General features: G+C 69.4%; 3 protein-coding genes. All 3 read right to left on the reverse strand.

The window, feature by feature from the left end:
* The coding region (locus AB0I41_RS34990) for an AAA family ATPase (protein WP_357115705.1) at positions 1 to 2,114 on the reverse strand (2,114 nt) is incomplete at its 3' end.
* A gap of 43 nt (positions 2,115 to 2,157) precedes the next feature.
* Complete coding sequence (locus AB0I41_RS34995) at positions 2,158 to 3,132, reverse strand: AAA family ATPase (RefSeq protein WP_357115708.1); 975 nt, start codon at positions 3,130 to 3,132, stop codon at positions 2,158 to 2,160.
* Between the two features lie 9 nt (positions 3,133 to 3,141).
* Positions 3,142 to 3,326: hypothetical protein (locus AB0I41_RS35000; protein ID WP_357115711.1), on the reverse strand; the 185-nt coding region annotated here is incomplete at its 5' end.

Below are 3,326 nucleotides of genomic sequence, written 5' to 3' on the forward strand. Positions count from 1 at the left end.
GCGCCCGTTGCCGCGCGGACCATGCCGGCGACCAGTTTCGCCTCGGCCCAGATGATAGGTGAGGGGTCATCGGCACCAGCCACGGCGTCCGCCCGGTCGGCCAGGTCGGCCCACTCGCCAACGAACCAGTCCAAGTGCACCTGGGTGGCGAGCACCACGTCCCGTACCGCCATCAGGTCGTGCCGATCGGCGAGGGTGAGGGCGACGGCCAGGTGGCGGCGGGCCTGGCCGTAGCGGCCCCAGCACATGGCGGAATCTCCGAAGTTCAGGTGCCCCCGGGTCACATGCTGACGTGTCGTCGCATCAGGAACGTCCTGCGGAATCGTGGCCGCTTCGACCCACCCCGACTCCTCGCCCATTCTGAGCAGCGCGGTCGCCCGGCCGACGACGAGGTTGAGCCGGTCCGCCGGGGACCACCCGGACTCGCGCGCGGCAGCCGAGCGCCGCAACCAATCCAGGTTCGCGGCCACGGTCCCAGCGAACAACTCTGGGCAGCCTAGGAGAACCATCGCCCGCACCGCCTCCAGCGACCCAGGCGGCAACTCCGCAACTGACCGTTCCGCCTCGCTGTGGGCTGCGGCGATCTCACCCCCCATCGACAGCACCCGGGCGAGGTGCAGCCGTGCCAGACCGCGCTCGCGGACGGGCAGCGAAGCGCCGTCCACGGCCCGGCGCAGCGCCCGCACCAAGATGTCCAGGCGAGCCGGACCGGCGAACGTGATAAACGGCACCTTGTCCACAAGACGGGCCACGTCGCCTACGGGCAGATCCGGGCTCTCCAGCAGCTGGTACAGCAGGGCCGCCGCCGCGGCTTCGTCGGCCGAGCCGAGCGCCACATCCGCGGCCAGCTCGGCATACCGGAACCAGGAGGCGATTTCGCCGGCCTCGCGGAAGTGGCGGGCAAGTCGGGCCGCCGGTGCGGGCGTACGGTGTTGGAGGATTTTGGCCGCACGGTGGTGCAGCGCACGCCGCTCGGCCGGCGGAATCGTGTCGTACACCGCCCGGGCTGCCAGCGGGTACCGGACCGAGAGCAGCCCGCGGGGGTCCTGCTGGAGCAGGCCGGTCTGGATGGCTTCGGGCAGGCCTTGATCCGCGTCGCCGGAGGTCAGACCGCTGACTGCGGCGAGCATCGCCCAATCCGACGGGTCGGCGAGCACGGCTGCGGCACGCAACACCGCCTGGGCCGCAGGGCCGAGCCGCGCGGCCCGTTCGAGCACGGCGTCACGGACCGTGGCCGGTATGTCGATCCGATCCAGCCGGCGCCGCGCCCAGCCCTCGTCGCGGCGGGTCAGATCGGCGCGGTCGTACAATAGGCGCATCACCTCTTCGACCGCGAGCGGGATCCCGGCAGTGTGCCGGTGCAGGAACTCCACGAACTCGGTGGAGATGGTCTCGCCCGCCACCATCGAGGACATCAACCGGCCGGTCTGGGCGACGTCGAGGCCACCCAGCGGGATACGCAGCTGGGTGGTCCCAGCCGGCCGCCGCGAGGACAGCTGCACCACCGGCGTATTCGTGGGCAGGTCCTCCGGCCGGTACGTAACGAGCAGCCCTGGGCGGGAGCTGGACCCGACAACCGGACGCGTGACGAGGAACAGCAGGAACTCCACGGTGGCCTCGTCCGCCCAATGCGCGTCCTCCACCACCAGCACCGCGATGCGTAGCCGCTCCAGCAACTCCACCAACGCGCGGAACAACCGATGCCGCACCGCACGCGGGTCACCGAGCGGTTCCGGCGGCGGCGGCAGGTCCGCTGCCCACTCGGGGAAGAATGGGCGCAGCGTCCCGGCCAGCGCGCTCAGCCCAAGACCCGCAACCGTTTCGGTAGCCTGCCGTATCGCATCCAACAACGGGCCGAGCGTGTCCGGTTCGCGGAACGGCGGACACACCGCGACCAGAACCCGCTGCGCCCGCACCGCCGGAGACGCCAGAAATTCCAGCACCAGGCGGCTCTTGCCGATCCCAGCCTCTCCCTCGATCAGTACCAGGGCCGGTGACTGCGCCATCGCCTGTGCCAGCGCAGTCAGCTCCCTGCCGCGACCCACAAAGGCCGGCGAGGCCAACCGGGGGAACCGCGCGGCACCATCGCCGCGCACACCGGCTGAACCCGACATCACAGGGCCCCTCGGTCTAGATCAAATATACGCACTTGATTCTCTATGTCTCTGCCTCATTGTCAATCAGCCGTGCGCTGTGTTCCAGCACGCCGTCGCGCACCGTCGGCGGTACGTCGATCTCACTCAGCCGATGCCGCACCCAGGAGTTGCCCCGCCGGATCAGGTCGCCGCGGTCCCACATCAGCCACACGGACTCCTCGATGGCGAGCGGAAGCCCATCGGTCCGTTCCTGCAGGAAGATCGCGAAATCATCGGAGACCCGCTCCCCGCCGAGCATCGAAGAGACCATCTCGGCAGTCCCGACGACGTCCAACGGCTCCAGCGACAGCCGCAGCCGCGCCGTTCCCGCCGATTGCCGAGATGACAACCGCAGCAGCAGAGACTGCAGCGCGATCTCCTCCGAACGGTAGGTCACGAGCAAGCTGACCCGTTGCCGCGGGCCTGAGGCCAGGTACAGCAGAAACTCCAGGGTGGCCTCATCTGCCCAATGCACCTCCTCGACCACGAGCAAACCGATGTCCAGCCGTTCGAGGATCTCATCAAGGGCCCGAAACAGCCGGTGACGTGCCGCAGCTGCATCCTCGGCCGGCTCGGGCGGCGGCGGCAGCGCCGACGCCCACTCGGGGAACAGCGGCCGGAGCTCCCCCGCCAACCCGCTCAGGCCGAGCCCGACGACATCCTCAGTCGCCGCTCGGATCGCGTCCACCACCGGGCCGAACGTAAAGGGCTGCCGGAACGCCGGACAGGTCGCCAACAGCACCTGTCGGCGAGCCGCCGTACGCGCTGCGAGCAGCTCCTGGACCAACCGGCTCTTGCCGATCCCGGCTTCGCCCTCGACCAGCACAATCACCGGCGGATCCGACAGCGCCGTTCTCAGCGCGGCGAGTTCAAGCTCGCGTCCGATCATGCCGGGCGACACGATCGCCGAGCGGTCACCCGCATCAAACCCGCCGGTATGCGTTCGCTCCGTTGGCGGACCGGGACGACCGCCGGTTCGGTGGTCAGGGAGCAACATGAGCAGAGGTCAGGCAGTGGCGGCGGAGGTCGCCGCCGACGCAGCGATCACCGTGACTGCGGCGACGGCCACTGCCACGAACGATCGGGACTGTACAAATAACGGCCCTGTCTCACATTCGGTGGTGACGGAGGGTGCCGAGGCGTCGTTGATTCCTATGTGGAGGACGTTAACGAGCTTGTACAGGCGGTGTT

Origin of the sequence: Micromonospora sp. NPDC050200 (assembly GCF_040656135.1) — a bacterium.
Lineage (GTDB): Bacteria > Actinomycetota > Actinomycetes > Mycobacteriales > Micromonosporaceae > Micromonospora.